13 protein-coding genes, 2 tRNA genes and 1 riboswitch are annotated in these 13998 nt (G+C 62.8%); of the genes, 9 read left to right on the top strand and 6 right to left on the bottom strand.

Annotated elements, in window-relative coordinates:
• The first annotated feature begins 102 nt into the window (after positions 1–102).
• The 4 genes from A7D21_RS02140 to A7D21_RS02125 are packed head-to-tail and all read left to right on the top strand — an operon-like array spanning position 103 to position 2257.
• Positions 103–543: a TspO/MBR family protein gene (locus A7D21_RS02140; protein WP_053257111.1), complete on the top strand. Its 441-nt coding sequence runs from the start codon at positions 103–105 to the stop codon at positions 541–543.
• Positions 543–1481 carry an alpha/beta hydrolase gene (locus tag A7D21_RS02135; RefSeq protein ID WP_069550971.1) on the top strand — a complete coding sequence of 313 codons (939 nt, stop codon included), beginning with the start codon at positions 543–545 and terminating at the stop codon, positions 1479–1481. The genes A7D21_RS02140 and A7D21_RS02135 overlap by 1 nt, the downstream gene beginning before the upstream one ends.
• A 57-nt stretch (positions 1482–1538) precedes the next feature.
• Positions 1539–1763, top strand: a complete 225-nt coding sequence (locus A7D21_RS02130; RefSeq protein WP_053257109.1) for a hypothetical protein — start codon at positions 1539–1541, stop codon at positions 1761–1763.
• On the top strand, positions 1760–2257 hold the full coding sequence (locus tag A7D21_RS02125) for a GNAT family N-acetyltransferase (protein WP_069550970.1): 498 nt from the start codon (positions 1760–1762) through the stop codon (positions 2255–2257). Before A7D21_RS02130 ends, A7D21_RS02125 begins: the two co-directional genes overlap by 4 nt.
• Positions 2258–2287: 30 nt before the next feature.
• Here the strand turns inward: A7D21_RS02125 and A7D21_RS02120 are convergent, their stop codons facing one another.
• The 4 genes from A7D21_RS02120 to A7D21_RS02105 all read right to left on the bottom strand — a co-directional run bounded on the left by A7D21_RS02120 (position 2288) and on the right by A7D21_RS02105 (position 6947).
• On the bottom strand, positions 2288–3052 hold the full coding sequence (locus tag A7D21_RS02120) for an ABC transporter ATP-binding protein (protein WP_069550969.1): 765 nt from the start codon (positions 3050–3052) through the stop codon (positions 2288–2290).
• On the bottom strand, positions 3049–4053 hold the full coding sequence (locus A7D21_RS02115) for an iron ABC transporter permease (protein ID WP_053257106.1): 1005 nt from the start codon (positions 4051–4053) through the stop codon (positions 3049–3051). The genes A7D21_RS02120 and A7D21_RS02115 overlap by 4 nt, the downstream gene beginning before the upstream one ends.
• Positions 4050–5060: an ABC transporter substrate-binding protein gene (locus tag A7D21_RS02110; protein WP_069550968.1), complete on the bottom strand. Its 1011-nt coding sequence runs from the start codon at positions 5058–5060 to the stop codon at positions 4050–4052. The genes A7D21_RS02115 and A7D21_RS02110 overlap by 4 nt, the downstream gene beginning before the upstream one ends.
• Before the next feature lie 113 nt (positions 5061–5173).
• Positions 5174–5368, bottom strand: a riboswitch (cobalamin riboswitch).
• A gap of 187 nt (positions 5369–5555) precedes the next feature.
• Complete coding sequence (locus tag A7D21_RS02105) at positions 5556–6947, bottom strand: aldehyde dehydrogenase family protein (protein WP_069550967.1); 1392 nt, start codon at positions 6945–6947, stop codon at positions 5556–5558.
• Positions 6948–7050: 103 nt separating this feature from the next.
• Here A7D21_RS02105 and A7D21_RS02100 point away from each other — a divergent pair, with 103 nt between their 5' ends.
• The gene (locus A7D21_RS02100; protein WP_053257103.1) at positions 7051–7923 is read left to right on the top strand and encodes a LysR family transcriptional regulator; all 873 of its coding nucleotides are present in this window, start codon (positions 7051–7053) and stop codon (positions 7921–7923) included.
• A 106-nt stretch (positions 7924–8029) separates the two neighbouring features.
• Here the strand turns inward: A7D21_RS02100 and A7D21_RS02095 are convergent, their stop codons facing one another.
• Positions 8030–8239, bottom strand: coding sequence for a hypothetical protein (locus tag A7D21_RS02095; RefSeq protein ID WP_053257102.1), 210 nt, complete (start codon positions 8237–8239; stop codon positions 8030–8032).
• A gap of 112 nt (positions 8240–8351) precedes the next feature.
• Positions 8352–9548 (bottom strand): amino acid aminotransferase, encoded by a 1197-nt coding sequence (locus A7D21_RS02090; RefSeq protein WP_053257101.1) that lies wholly within the window; start codon positions 9546–9548, stop codon positions 8352–8354.
• 343 nt (positions 9549–9891) lie between these two features.
• Between A7D21_RS02090 and uvrB the strand changes: the two genes are divergently transcribed.
• From uvrB to A7D21_RS02070, 4 genes are all read left to right on the top strand, one after another.
• Complete coding sequence (uvrB, locus tag A7D21_RS02085) at positions 9892–11907, top strand: excinuclease ABC subunit UvrB (protein WP_053257100.1); 2016 nt, start codon at positions 9892–9894, stop codon at positions 11905–11907.
• A 217-nt stretch (positions 11908–12124) separates the two neighbouring features.
• Entirely contained in the window at positions 12125–13606 is a 1482-nt protein-coding gene (gltX, locus tag A7D21_RS02080) for a glutamate--tRNA ligase (protein ID WP_069550966.1), read from the top strand.
• Between the two features lie 147 nt (positions 13607–13753).
• Positions 13754–13829, top strand: a tRNA-Ala gene (locus tag A7D21_RS02075).
• A 78-nt stretch (positions 13830–13907) separates the two neighbouring features.
• Positions 13908–13983: transfer RNA gene (locus A7D21_RS02070), tRNA-Glu, on the top strand.
• Positions 13984–13998: the final 15 nt, after the last annotated feature.

Here is a 13998-nt window from a genome sequence, read left to right as displayed (position 1 = left end):
GCCACGTCGGATGGAATTTATGCGGGCGCGTTTGAGTCATTGAAAAGGGCAGGGAAAAACGCCCGCCCATCACACACAGCTGACTTCAGCTAAGGACAGACGATGACCTTCTTTATCTTCCTGCTGGCCTGCGCCGCCGCCGCCAGCACTGGCATTATTTTCAAACCGGGCGCGTGGTACGACGCGCTGGTCAAACCCAGCTTCACGCCGCCGAACTGGCTGTTCCCAGTGGCCTGGAGCCTGATTTACGTGCTGCTGGCCTGGGCGGGTTACCGCCTGACGCTGCTCCCCGGCAGCCAGGAAGTCCTGGCCTTATGGGCCGCGCAAATCGCCCTGAACACGCTGTGGACACCGGTGTTCTTTGGGGCACACCGGCTCTTCGCGGGCATGGTGATTATTGTGCTGCTGTGGCTCACGGTCGCCGCGATGCTGGTGCTGGCCATGCGCCTGGACGTGATCACCGGGTTGATCCTGTTGCCTTATCTGGCGTGGCTGTGTGTGGCGGCGGCGCTGAATTTCTCGATTTTGCGCAATAACCGCTGATGGCCTGCCAACGTTGGCCTGCCAGCGAGCCCGAGCTGGCCGAGATGCGGCGCTTCAACAAGAAGCTCGCTTGGCTGCCGCGCTTTAAAATCCGCAACCGCGTCACGCCACGTGTGATTCAGGCGCTGCTGCGCGTCGGTCAATCGCTCAAGACCGCGCCTGCCGCCGAGACCCGGCAGGTGAATGGCGTACCCGTGCGCATCTTGCGCCCGGCGGGCAAGGCCAAGGGCGTGGTGCTGGATATCCACGGTGGCGGCTGGGTCATCGGCAACGCACAGATGGACGATGACCTGAACCTGGGCATGGTGCGCGCCTGTGACGTGGCGGTGGTGTCGGTGGACTATCGGCTGGCGGTCGACACGCCGGTCGAAGGGCTGATGGAGGACTGCCTGGCGGCCGCGCGCTGGCTGTTGGGCGACTGCCCGGAGTTTGCCGACGTGCCGGTGTTTGTGGTGGGTGAATCCGCCGGTGGGCACCTGGCAGTGGCGACATTGCTGGCGCTCAAACCATGGCCGGACCTGCTCAAGCGCGTGAGCGGGGCGGTGTTGTATTACGGCGTGTATGACTTGAGCGGCACGCCGAGCGTGCACGCAGCCGGGCCGGACACGTTGTTGCTGGACGGTCCGGGTATGGTCGAGGCGTTGCGCATGCTCACGCCGGGGCTGACTGATGAAGAGCGCCGACAGCCACCGTTGTCACCGTTGTATGGCGATTTTAGCGGGTTGCCGCCGGCGTTGATGTTCGTCGGGGAATTGGACCCGCTCAAGGATGACACGCTGTTGATCGCCGAGCGGTGGGGCGCGCAGACGCCGGTTGAAGCGCACCTGTTAGCGGATTCTGCCCATGGGTTTATTCATTTTCCGGTGGCGATGGCGGGCCATGTGCTGATGCACACCCAGGCTTGGATAACCCAGCGATTGGCAGCAGTAGGAACTTAAAAGCTGATCGCTTGGTCAGGATAAGCAGTCACTCCTCTGCCCTCACAGGACCCCACCATGCGCGAATACACCCTGAACTACCTGTTCAACGACGAGCCCCGCACCCATGTGTTTGAACTGAAGCAGTCCGAGTTGCCCCTGCATGAAGCGGCGATGCACTTGCTGGCGTTGCATTTTGGCGATGCCGAAAACGGGTTGATCATGCCCCCTGCAGACGCGGGCCCCGAGGAGATTCTGGACCAGGCACGGGTGGTCGGGATCCGCCAGATCAAGGTCACATGAACCAGACTCCCATCCTTCAGTTCGTCACCGGCGCCGACGTTCCAGCAGTACGGGCCTTCGTCCTGCAGGCCCGCGCCGAGCTGTTTCCCACGCTCAGCGCCAGCGGCATGCCGGACGACCTGGCGCGGTTCGAGGCGGTCTACCTTCACGGCGACGGCCAGTTCCTGATCGCTCGCGCCGAGGGCCGAATCGTCGCCGCCATCGGCTACTTGCCCTACGACGGCCGTTTCCCCCAGCTGAATTATCAAGGCCTTAAAACAGTGGAAGTGGTGCGCCTGTTCGTACTGCCAGCCTTTCGCCGTTTTGGCTTGGCCGGTCAGTTGTATCGTGCCCTGGAAGCGCAGGCGCGGGCGGATCGGGTGGCGGTGGTTTACCTGCACACCCATCCGTTTCTACCGGGGGCGATTGATTTCTGGGCGCGCCAGGGGTTTGAGGTGGTGGACGTCGAGGCGGACCCGGTGTGGCGCACGACGCATATGCAGCGGCACCTGTAACCCCAGCACCTTTTCAAGCTGACTCACCTGTCAGTGTGAGCGCAGCCGTAGAATCTGCGCGCCATCAAACGGGTCAGTCAGGTAATGCGCCTGTACGCCAAACGTGTCCTGCAAGCGCTGCGGCGTGAGCACCTCCAGCGGTTTGCCCAGCGCCACCAACTGCCCGCGATCCAGCACTGCCAAACGATCGCAGGTCAGCGCCTGATTCAGGTCGTGCAGCGCAATCAAGGTGGTCACCGGCAGCGCCTGCACGCCTTTTAAAATCGCCAACTGATGCTGGATATCCAGGTGATTGGTCGGCTCGTCCAGCAATAAAATCTGCGGCCGTTGCGCCAGGGCGCGGGCGATGTGCACGCGTTGGCGCTCACCACCGGAAAGGCTGCGCCAGGCGCGCGTGCTCAGGTGGGTGGCGTCGACGTCATGCAAGGCCTGGTTGACGATGGTGTGGTCGTCTGCGGACCACGGGCTCAATGCCGACAGCCACGGTGTGCGGCCCAGCGCCACGGCATCGAACACGCGGATCGCGTCGTCGGTGTCGGCTTGTTGCTCCACCACGGCCAATTGCTGGGCGATGGCGCGGCGCGACAGGTCGCGCAAGCGTTGGCCGCTCAAGCGCACTTCGCCGCTGGCGGGCACCCGCAAACCGGCGAGCAGTTTGAGCAGGGTGGATTTGCCGGAGCCGTTGGGGCCGACGATGCCTAAGGTTTCGCCCAGCTGAACCTCAAGGTGAATATCGCGCAGTAACTCGGCCTCGCGCACCTTGAAGCCCAGCCCGGTGCAACTGAGCACGCTCATCGCGCATTTCTCCGGCCGATCAGAATCAGCGCAAACACCGGAGCGCCGACCAACGCCGTCACCACGCCAACCGGAATCACCTGACCCTTGATCAGCGTGCGCGACAGCACATCCGCCGCAATCAAAAACAGCGCGCCGCCCAAGGCACTAACCGGCAGCAACCGCGAATGCCCGGTGCCGACCAGCAGGCGCACGGCGTGGGGAATCACCAGCCCGACAAAGCCGATCGAGCCGACAATCGACACCATCACCGCCGTGACCAGCGCGGCGCAGCCCACCAGCACAAACTGCACGCGCCGCACCGGGATGCCCAGGGACGCGGCGGAGTCCGTGCCAAAGGTAAACGCATCCAGCGCGCGGCGGTGCCACAGGCACACCGCCAGGCCTGCGACCGCCACCGGCACCACCAGCCACACCGACGGCCAGCGCACGCCGCTGAGGTTACCCAGCAGCCAGAACAGGATGCCGCGGGCCTGCTCGGAACTCGCCGATTTGGTGATCAGGAACGCGGTAAGGGCATTGAACAGCTGCGAGCCGGCGATGCCAGCGAGGATGATCTGCCCGGTGCCGGTGGACGAGCCGCTGGCGCGCGCCAGCAAGGTCACCAGTGCAAAGGCCGCCATGGCCCCGACAAATGCGCCCGCCGACAACGAAACCAGCCCGCCGCCCACGCCGATCAGGGCAACCAGCACCGCGCCGGTCGATGCGCCGGCGCTGATGCCCAGCAGGTACGGGTCAGCCAACGGGTTACGCAACAACGACTGCAAAATCACCCCGCACGTGGCCAGCCCGGCCCCGCACGCCGCCGCCACCAGGGCGCGGGTCAGGCGGTAGTTCCACACCACCCCTTCGTCGATCGGGTCCAGTACGTAACCCGCCGCCCACAGTTTGTTGGCGAGCACCTGGAGCACGACCTGTGGGGAAATGGCGGTTTCGCCGATGGCCACGCCGGCAAGCACGGCGAGCAGTAACAGGGCGAGGGCGAGCAGGCTACGTATCATTTGCGCAGGTCGTAGCCGTCGATGGCGTGGGCCAGTTGTTCCAGGCCATCGAACGTGCGGATGCTGGCCTGCAAGGCCAGGGCGTCGAGGATGATGATGCGGTTGTGTTTGACCGCGTCCATATTGCGGGTCACCGGGTCGCTGCGCAGGAAGGCGAGTTTCTTTTCATGGTCGTCGGCCGGGTAGCGGCGGCGGTCCATGCGGGCGATCACCAGGAAGGTCGGGTTGGCCTTGGCGAGGGTTTCCCAGCCGACGGCGGGCCACTCTTCATCGGACTGCACAACGTTGTGCAGGCCCAGGGTTTCCAGGATGAATTCGGGCACACCTTTGTGGCCGGCGACGTACGGGTCGCTGGCCATCTCGGCGCTGGAGAACCAGACCAGTGCGCTGGCCTGCTTGAGGCCTTTGCTCTGCGCGGTGGCGACAGCGTTGGCCAGGCGCGCCTTGAGTTCGTCGTTCAGTTGCTGGCCGCGATCCTGTACATCGAAGATCTCGGCCAGTTGACGGATGCTTTTATAAATTGTGTCGATGCGAAACGGCTCCAGCCGCGTGCCGTCGGCACCCACCAGGTTGTCCTTGCCTTCGCAGTCGGAGGGCAGCAGGTAGGTGGGAATCTTCAGCTCGTGGAATTGCTCGCGGGTGCCAACCACGCCCTGTGGGCCGACCACCCATTCCAGCTCGGCGGCCACCAGTTGCGGGCGCTTGGCGATCACCGCTTCGAAGCTTGGCTCGTTATCGGCCAGGCGCTCGATGGTGTCGTTCTGCGCCTTGAACGTCGGCAGTACGCTGTTGAACCACAGCGAGGTGCCGACCACCGTGTTCGCCACGCCCAGGGCATAGAGCATTTCAGTGGCCGCCTGGCCGATGGTTACGCTGCGTGCGGGGGCTTGCGCGAAGGTCAGCGTGCTGCCGCAGTTCTGTACCGTCAGCGGGTAATGTGTGGGGGCCGCGTGGGCCAGGGCGCAGAAGCCCAGGCCGGTGAGCAGGGCGGTAATGCGAGGCAGCATGGGGCAATCTCCGTATGGACCGTACGTGGAACTGGAGCGGTACGGTTCGGAAACACCCCCTCGAAGGCTGCGGTTCAGGCAGGCGAGGACGTCCTTCCCGGACACCCCGCCGGTTAGTGAGTTACTGGGCCGGCAGGTCTCCTGACTGATGCGTCATCGCCTCGCTCCGGCCTTCCCGGGCAATGCCCAGTGGCGATGTGGAGCAGGCTCGGCACCTACAGTTGCGGGGGCAGTTTCGATTGGCGCGATGGGCTGCGCGTCGAATTCCCTATTAGTCCCCTTTGGGAACCGGCGCGGTATGGTAGTCGATCGTGACCGGCAGGGGGAGCCTGATCTGCGTACCCCATACCCGTCGATCAGCGGGGCCGCCGGGCGTGTGGTGGCAAGGCCAGCGCCAAACGCCAGGGCAAGGGCCGTAAGTTGCTGGCGAGCAGGGCACGCCCGCTCGCCACCGGTAGTTGGCTTGCGCCAACTATCACGGCCAGCCTCAGGGGCTTACTTGCGATCCAGCCACACCGTCTGCGCGTTGCAGAATTCGCGCACGCCAAAGTGCGACAACTCCCGGCCAAACCCGCTTTTCTTGATGCCGCCGAACGCGACCCGAGGGTCCGAGACGCTGAAGGCGTTGACGAAGATCCCGCCGGTTTCCAGTTGGTTGGCGATGTCGCGTGCCTTGGCCGAGTCGGTGGTGAAGACGCTCGCCGTCAGGCCAAACTCGCTGTCGTTGGCCAGGGCCACGGCGTGGTCGGCATCGCGGGCGTTGATGATCGAGGCCACGGGGCCAAACAGTTCCTGTTTGAACGAGGTCATCTGGTCGGTGACGTTGGCCAGTACGGTGGGCGCATAGTAGTTGCCGGCGCCGGGTACTTTGTGGCCGCCCAGCAGCAGGGTCGCGCCTTCGTCCAGGGTGGCCTGGACCTGGCCGTGCAACTCGTCGCGCAGGTCGAAGCGCGCCATCGGGCCGACGTAGGTGCTTGTCAATGTGGGGTCGCCCATGACCAGGGCGCGGCTGGCTTCGAGGAATTTAGCGGTGAAGGCTTCTACCACGCCGTCTTCGATGATCAGGCGCTTGGCGGCGGCGCAGACCTGGCCGCTGTTCTGGAAACGCCCGATCACGGCGGCCTGGACGGCGGCATCGAGGTCGGCGTCGTTGAGCACGATAAACGGGTCGGAGCCGCCCAGTTCGAGCACGCATTTTTTCAGCGCGGCACCGGCCTGGGAGCCGATGGCCATGCCGGCGCGGACGCTGCCGGTTAACGTGACGGCGGCGATGCGTGGGTCGGCGATGGCGGTGGAGACGCCGTCCTGGGTCACGTTGATCACTTCGAACAGGCCTTCAGCGAACCCGGCTTTCTGGAACGCCGCTTTCATCAGGTAGGCGCTGCCCATGACATTCGGCGCATGTTTGAGCACGTAGGTGTTGCCGGCGAGCATCGTCGGCACGGCGCCGCGCAGCACTTGCCAGACCGGGAAGTTCCACGGCATCACCGCGAGGATCGGGCCCAGCGGGCGGTATTCGATCTGGGCACTGCCGTTGTCCACCTGCGTTGGCTCCGGCGCGAGCATGGCCGGGCCGTGGGCGGCATACCATTCGCTGAGGTGTGCGCATTTTTCGATTTCGGCGCGAGCCTGGGCGATGGGTTTGCCCATTTCCAGGGTGATCATCTGCGCCATGTCTTCGGCTTGGTCACGCAGCGCACTGGCCAGGGCCAGCAGCCGCTCGGCGCGCTGGCTGACCGGCTGGCGGCGCCAGGTGCGGAAGGCGTCGGTGGCGCGGTTGAGCGCGGCGTCCAGTTGCGCCTGGGTTTCGTAAGGGTAGCTGCCGACCGTTTCGCCGTTGGCGGGGTTGATCGACAAGGCGTGGGTCTGTTGAGTCATCGCGTTCATGGCACCGTCCGGCTGAATGAGTGGAATGGGTTTAGCCTACGGGGCTGCATGTTTTCTGGAAACTGAATAATATTAAGCAATACGTTCACGATTGGAGAATGACTTGGATCTGGTGCAGCTGGAAATCTTCAAGGCGGTTGCCGAGCAAGGCAGCATCAGCGCCGCCGCGCAGTTGATTCATCGCGTGCCGTCGAACCTGACCACGCGTATCAAGCAACTGGAACAAGACTTGGGCGTGGAATTGTTTATCCGCGAGAAAAGCCGCCTGCGTCTGTCACCGGCCGGGTGGAATTTCCTCGGCTATGCGCGGCGTATTCTCGACCTGGTGCAAGAAGCCCGCGCGACGGTGGCGGGTGAGGAGCCCCAGGGCGCGTTTGCCCTCGGCTCGCTGGAGAGCACCGCCGCCGTGCGTATCCCGGCGTTGCTCGCGGCGTATAACCAGAAGTACGCCAAGGTCGAGTTGGACCTGAGCACCGGGCCGTCGGGCACGATGATCGAAGGCGTGTTGTCGGGGCGCCTGGCGGCGGCATTTGTCGACGGCCCGGTGCTGCATGCCACGCTGGAGGGCGTGGCGGTGTTTGAAGAGGAGATGGTGGTGATTGCGCCGCTGCATCACGCGCCGATCACCCGCGGGCAGGATGTGGCGGGGGAGAGCATCTACACCTTTCGCGCGAACTGCTCGTATCGCCATCACTTCGAACGGTGGTTCTCACAGGATGGTGCGGTGCCGGGCAAGATTTTCGAGATGGAGTCCTACCACGGGATGCTCGCCTGCGTCAGCGCCGGCGCCGGCCTGGCGCTGATGCCGCGCAGCATGTTGGAGAGCATGCCGGGGTTTACGGCGGTGAGTGTGTGGCCGTTGAGCGACGCGTTCCGCATTCTGCACACCTGGCTGATCTGGCGGCGGGGCACGGTGTCGCAGAGTTTGAACAGCTTTGTGAAGTTGTTGGAAGCGCGCGCTCTGCAAGCCAAGTAGCGCCAGTGTGGGCGCTGGCTTGCCTGCGATAACGGCGTAGCAGCGATAGAGGTATCGGCAGGCCTGGCGTAATCGCAGGCAAGCCGGCTCCCACAGGGGATCGCTGTCAGCCGCCGAACTGGAAGGTGCCCATCGCCAATTTGGCCATGATCGCCGTCGCGCCCAGTTGCACCAGCCACAAGGCCAGGCCGCCGAGGAACACGCCGAGGGCGACTTGCAGCACCAGGCTTTTCTGGCGCTTGGCTTGTGGCGCGCGCGGGGTGAAATCATCCAGTTCGTCGCGGTCGGCGCGCAGGTCCAGGTCGTCGTTTCTCATAGGGCTCTCACAGCAAAGGGGCAGTCGAGGTTCAGTCTAGGGGAGCGGGGTGTTTTGCGACAGGCATTAAAAAAGGGAAGCCGCGGCTTCCCTTCGTTCAGCACCGTCAGGTTTATAGAACCTGAACAATTGCCTTTGTTACCGCGCCAATGTTCGACTGGTTCAGCGCCGCCACACAGATGCGGCCAGTGTCCAGTGCATAGATACCAAACTCGGTGCGCAAACGGGTGACTTGCTCAACCGTCAGGCCGGAGTAGGAGAACATCCCGCGCTGGCGGCCGACGAAGCTGAAGTCGTGGCCTGGCGCTGCTTTGGCCAGTTCGGCGACCATCTGCTCGCGCATGCCACGGATGCGCAGGCGCATTTCAGCCAGTTCGGCTTCCCACTGGGCGCGCAGCTCAGGGTTGTTCAGCACTGCCGCTACGATGGCCGCGCCGTGGGTTGGCGGGTTGGAGTAGTTGGTGCGGATCACACGCTTGACCTGGGACAGGATGCGCGCGCTTTCTTCCTTGGATTCGCTGACGATCGACAGCGCGCCCACACGTTCGCCGTACAGCGAGAACGACTTGGAGAACGAGCTGGACACAAAGAAGGTCAGGCCCGATTCAGCGAACAGGCGCACCGCTGCGGCGTCTTCGTGGATGCCGTCGCCGAAGCCCTGGTAGGCCATGTCGAGGAACGGCACCAGGTTCTTGGCCTTGACCACGTCCAGCACGTTTTGCCAGTCGGCCGGGCTCAGGTCGACGCCGGTCGGGTTGTGGCAGCACGCGTGCAGCACCACGATGGACTGTGGCGGCAGGGCGTTGAGGTCTTCGAGCAGACCGGCACGGTTCACGTCGTGGGTGGCGGCGTCGTAGTAGCGATAGGTTTGCACCGGGAAGCCGGCTTTTTCGAACAGCGCCTGGTGGTTTTCCCAGCTCGGGTCGCTGATGGCGACGACGGCGTTGGGCAGCAGTTGCTTGAGGAAGTCGGCGCCGATTTTCAGCGCGCCGGTGCCGCCGACCGCTTGTGCGGTGATGACACGGCCGGCGCTCAGCAGCGGCGAGTCAGCGCCGAACAGCAGCGTTTGCACGGCCTGGTCGTACGCCACGATGCCGTCGATTGGCAAGTAGCCACGGGCGGCGTGTTGCGCCACGCGAATGGCTTCCGCTTCGGCAACGGCACGCAAGAGTGGAATCTTCCCCTCCTCGTTGCAGTAAACGCCCACGCCAAGGTTGACCTTGGTGGTTCGGGTGTCGGCGTTGAATGCTTCGTTGAGGCCCAGGATTGGATCGCGTGGTGCCATTTCGACAGCGGAGAACAGGCTCATTTTTGCGGCAGCTCTATGGGGGAATGGAGGGACGTGTCGCGCTCCAGCCGAATGCACTAGAGCGGTGCACAAACGGGGAGCTAGTATAGAGGCCATCCAGGCTGAGGGCGACAGCCGAAATGGCTTTTCGGCCAAGTTTTTCGGTTTATTTGCCGACCGTTAGTCTTATTGCAACATTGGTCAACCACGGCAGGTAGGACGATTGCCTTGAAACCCGTCACATTCGTCACCACTTCTACAGCTATCATGGTTTTTTCCTGCAGCCTGCGATAACTATTCGCGGGTTGCTGAGCTATTTCGTCCCTGGCGGTATTGAGTCTGGGGTGACTTCACGAGGTACGTTATGTCGGATTTCCAGCTCGTCACCCGTTTTGAACCCGCCGGCGACCAACCCGAAGCCATTCGCCTGATGGTTGAAGGCATCGAAGCCGGCCTGGCGCACCAGACGCTGCTCGGGGTGACCGGTTCAGGCAAGACCTTCAGCATCGCCAACGTGATTGCGCAGACCAATCGGCCGACCTTGGTGCTGGCGCCGAACAAGACCCTGGCCGCGCAGCTCTACGGCGAGTTCAAGGCGTTTTTCCCGAACAACGCAGTGGAATACTTCGTTTCCTATTACGACTACTACCAGCCCGAAGCGTATGTGCCGTCCTCCGATACCTTTATCGAGAAGGATGCGTCGATCAACGACCACATCGAGCAGATGCGGCTGTCGGCGACCAAGGCGCTGCTGGAGCGCAAGGACGCGATCATCGTCACCACGGTGTCGTGCATCTACGGCCTGGGCAGCCCGGAAACCTATTTGAAGATGGTGTTGCACGTCGACCGTGGCGACAAACTCGACCAGCGCGAGCTGCTGCGGCGCCTGACGAGCTTGCAATACACCCGCAACGACATGGACTTTGCCCGCGCCACCTTCCGCGTACGCGGCGATGTGATCGACATCTACCCGGCCGAATCCGACCTGGAAGCGATCCGCATCGAGCTGTTCGACGATGAAGTCGAGAGCCTGTCGGCCTTCGACCCGCTGACCGGCGAGGTGATCCGCAAGCTGCCGCGCTTCACCTTCTACCCGAAAAGCCACTACGTGACCCCGCGTGAAACCCTGATGGGCGCCATCGAGGGCATCAAGGTCGAGTTGGCCGAGCGCCTGGAATACCTGCGTGCCAACAACAAACTGGTGGAAGCCCAGCGCCTGGAGCAGCGTACTCGCTTCGACCTGGAGATGATCCTGGAGCTGGGTTACTGCAACGGCATCGAAAACTACTCGCGCTACCTCTCGGGGCGCGACTCCGGGCAGGCGCCGCCGACCCTGTTTGATTACCTGCCGGACGACGCCTTGCTGGTGATCGACGAGTCCCACGTCAGCGTGCCGCAGGTGGGCGCGATGTACAAAGGTGACCGGTCGCGTAAAGAAACCCTGGTGGAATATGGCTTCCGCCTGCCTTCGGCGCTGGATAACCGGCCGATGCGCTTCGACGAGTTTGAAAGCATCAGCCCGCAGACGATCTTTGTTTCGGCCACCCCGGGTAACTACGAAGCGGAGCATGCGGGGCGCGTGATTGAGCAACTGGTGCGCCCGACCGGCCTGGTGGACCCGCAAATCGAGATCCGCCCGGCGCTGACTCAGGTCGATGACCTGCTCTCGGAAATCACCAAGCGCGTGGCCCTGGAAGAGCGGGTGTTGGTCACCACGCTGACCAAGCGCATGTCCGAAGACTTGACTGACTACCTGGCCGACCACGGCGTGCGCGTGCGCTATTTGCACTCCGACATCGACACCGTGGAGCGCGTCGAGATTATCCGCGACCTGCGCCTGGGCACTTTTGATGTGCTGGTGGGGATCAACCTGTTGCGCGAAGGACTGGACATGCCGGAGGTGTCGCTGGTGGCGATCCTCGATGCCGACAAGGAAGGCTTCCTGCGTTCCGAGCGCTCGCTGATCCAGACCATCGGGCGTGCGGCGCGTAACCTCAATGGCCGGGCGATTCTCTACGCGGATCGCATCACCGGCTCCATGGAGCGGGCAATTGGCGAGACCGAGCGCCGCCGTGACAAGCAGATTGCCTTCAACCTGGAGAATGGCATTACGCCCAAGGGCGTGTTCAAGGACGTTGCCGACATCATGGAAGGCGCCACTGTGCCCGGCTCGCGCAGCAAGAAGCGCAAGGGCATGGCCAAGGCGGCGGAAGAGAGCGCCAAGTACGAGAACGAATTGCGCTCGCCGAGTGAGATCACCAAGCGTATCCGGCAGTTGGAAGAGAAGATGTACCAGCTGGCGCGGGATCTTGAGTTCGAAGCCGCTGCGCAGACACGGGACGAGATCGGCAAGTTGCGGGAGCGGTTGTTGGCTGTTTGATTGGCAGCGGCGGTGATGGCCTCTTCGCGAGCAAGCCCACTCCCACGGTTGACCGATTGCCAGCATGAGAATGCGGTCGAATGTGGGAGTGGGCTTGCTCGCGAAGGGCGGCACCGCGGTCCACCAGAATCACCCACGCTGGAGCCCAAGCACCCCAGGCTGTTACCATTCGCCCCTTGTTTGAATTTTCAGTTTTATCGCCCATTCGAGACCTGCCATGACCACCGTCCGCACGCGCATTGCGCCATCGCCTACTGGGGATCCCCACGTCGGCACTGCTTACATCGCCCTGTTCAACTACTGCTTTGCCAAGCAGCACGGCGGTGAATTCATCCTGCGGATCGAAGACACCGATCAACTGCGTTCGACCCGTGAGTCGGAGCAGCAGATTTTTGATGCACTGCGCTGGCTGGGCATTACCTGGGCGGAAGGCCCGGACGTCGGTGGCCCGCACGGCCCGTATCGCCAGAGCGAGCGCAGCGAGATCTACAAGCAGTACACCCAGCAATTGGTCGACATGGGCCATGCCTTCCCGTGCTTCTGCACCGCCGAAGAGCTGGACCAGATGCGCGCCGAGCAACAGGCGCGTGGCGAAACCCCACGCTACGACGGCCGCGCGCTGCTGCTCTCGAAAGAAGAAGTGGCCCAGCGCCTGGCTGCCGGCGAGCCTCACGTTATCCGCATGAAAGTGCCGAGCGAAGGCGTGTGCGTGGTGCCGGACATGCTGCGCGGTGACGTCGAGATCCCGTGGGACCGCATGGACATGCAGGTGCTGATGAAGACCGACGGCCTGCCGACGTACTTCCTGGCCAACGTGGTCGACGACCACCTGATGGGCATCACCCACGTGCTGCGCGGCGAAGAATGGCTGCCGTCGGCGCCCAAACTGATTCTGCTGTACGAGTACTTTGGCTGGGAACAACCGCAGTTGTGCTACATGCCGCTGCTGCGTAACCCGGACAAGAGCAAGCTCTCCAAGCGCAAGAACCCGACGTCGGTGACGTTCTACGAGCGCATGGGCTTCATGCCTGAGGCGATGCTCAACTACCTGGGCCGCATGGGCTGGTCGATGCCGGACGAGCGCGAGAAGTTCTCGCTGCAGGAAATGGTCGATAACTTCGACCTGTCCCGTGTCTCTTTGGGCGGGCCGATTTTCGATATCGAGAAGCTGTCGTGGCTCAATGGCCAGTGGCTGCGTGACCTGTCGGTGGAAGAGTTCGCCAGCCGCGTGCAGCAGTGGGCGTTGAACCCCGAGTACATGATGAAGATCGCACCGCTGGTGCAGGGCAGGGTGGAGACGTTCAGCCAGGTCGCACCGTTGGCCAGTTTCTTCTTTGCTGGTGGCGTGAACCCGGATCCCAAGCTGTTTGAATCCAAGAAGCTCTCGGGTGACCAGGTTCGCCAGTTGATGCAGTTGATCCTGTGGAAGCTCGAAAGCCTGCGTCAGTGGGAGAAAGAGGCGATTACTGCGACGATCCAGGCGGTGGTCGAGTCCCTTGAGCTGAAGTTGCGCGATGCCATGCCGCTGATGTTTGCCGCTATTACCGGGCAGGCCAGTTCGGTATCGGTACTCGATGCGATGGAAATTCTCGGCCCGGACCTCACGCGTTTCCGTCTGCGCCAAGCCCTTGATTTGCTTGGTGGTGTGTCGAAGAAAGAAAACAAAGAGTGGGAAAAGTTGCTGGGCGCTATCGGCTAAGCAACCGGTTGTAACGGCCAAACCCCGGTTTTCCGGGGTTTGGGCGGTAAGTGATTGTTATCCCGGCAAAAAATTTTGGAAATTGTTGAAAATAAATTTGACACACTTCCAAACCGCCATTAAGATTCGCCCCGTCCTCACCGATGAGGGGCTATAGCTCAGCTGGGAGAGCGCTTGCATGGCATGCAAGAGGTCAACGGTTCGATCCCGTTTAGCTCCACCAATTTACAGGTTCAAGGTCTGGCCACACCGGCCTTGAATTGATCAGTTCTCAGCGCTGATCGGTTGTACAGAAGGTTTTGTCCCCTTCGTCTAGTGGCCTAGGACACCGCCCTTTCACGGCGGTAACAGGGGTTCGAGTCCCCTAGGGGACGCCAGTTTCAACAAGCAGC

This window comes from Pseudomonas sp. AP19, assembly GCF_001728855.1.
Classification (GTDB): Bacteria; Pseudomonadota; Gammaproteobacteria; order Pseudomonadales; family Pseudomonadaceae; genus Aquipseudomonas; species Aquipseudomonas fluorescens.
This window is presented reverse-complemented; position numbering and strand designations above follow the sequence as displayed.